General features: G+C 50.1%; 1 protein-coding gene. It reads left to right on the top strand.

Annotated features, from left to right (window positions below; translation table 11 throughout):
* Positions 1 to 191 (top strand): MotA/TolQ/ExbB proton channel family protein (locus tag H8K47_RS18045; RefSeq protein WP_186882731.1); only part of this gene is annotated, 191 nt, incomplete at its 5' end.
* Between the last annotated feature and the right edge of the window lie 342 nt (positions 192 to 533).

The raw sequence follows: 533 nt of genomic DNA, 5'->3' as shown, positions 1-533 counted from the left end.
TAGCGGGTCCTGTGGGTGAAGCGCTGATCATGACCGCGATTGGTCTGGCCGTCGCGGTTCCAGCGGTGTTGGGCTACAACTTCCTGGTTCGCCGCAACAAGAGCGCGATGGAAGAAGTCCGCGCGTTTGCAGCAGACCTGCACTCCGTTGTCCTGTCCGGCAACATGAGCAAAGTCGCGAAAAAAGCATAAGGTCCAACCCGGTCAACGGGGCAGGCTGCGTGGTAGGAATGTTCTGAAAAGCGTTAAAACCTAAAAGCGTTAAAACCTGTTTAACACAGAGACACGGAGACACAGAGGAAAAGCAGAGAAAAGCGAAGCAAAGCAAAGCGAAGAGCATAGTCTGATCATTCAGTCCCTCTCTCAAGCCTTTCTCTGTGTCTCTGTGTTTAAAGGTTTTAAGGTTCAAAGGTTTAAAACTTCAAAGTTTAAAAATTTCCACAGCCCAGTCTCCCCGACCGGACATACTGAAAGAGAACAAAATGGCAATGGCAATCGGCAACGATGGTGACGGCGAAGACGAAGTCAACAGCA

It is taken from the genome of Cognatundibacterium rugosum, assembly GCF_014284365.1.
Lineage (GTDB): Bacteria > Pseudomonadota > Gammaproteobacteria > Burkholderiales > Burkholderiaceae_D > Undibacterium > Undibacterium rugosum.
The sequence above is the reverse complement of the archived record's forward strand: the minus strand, read 5'-3'. Positions and strand labels throughout refer to the sequence as shown.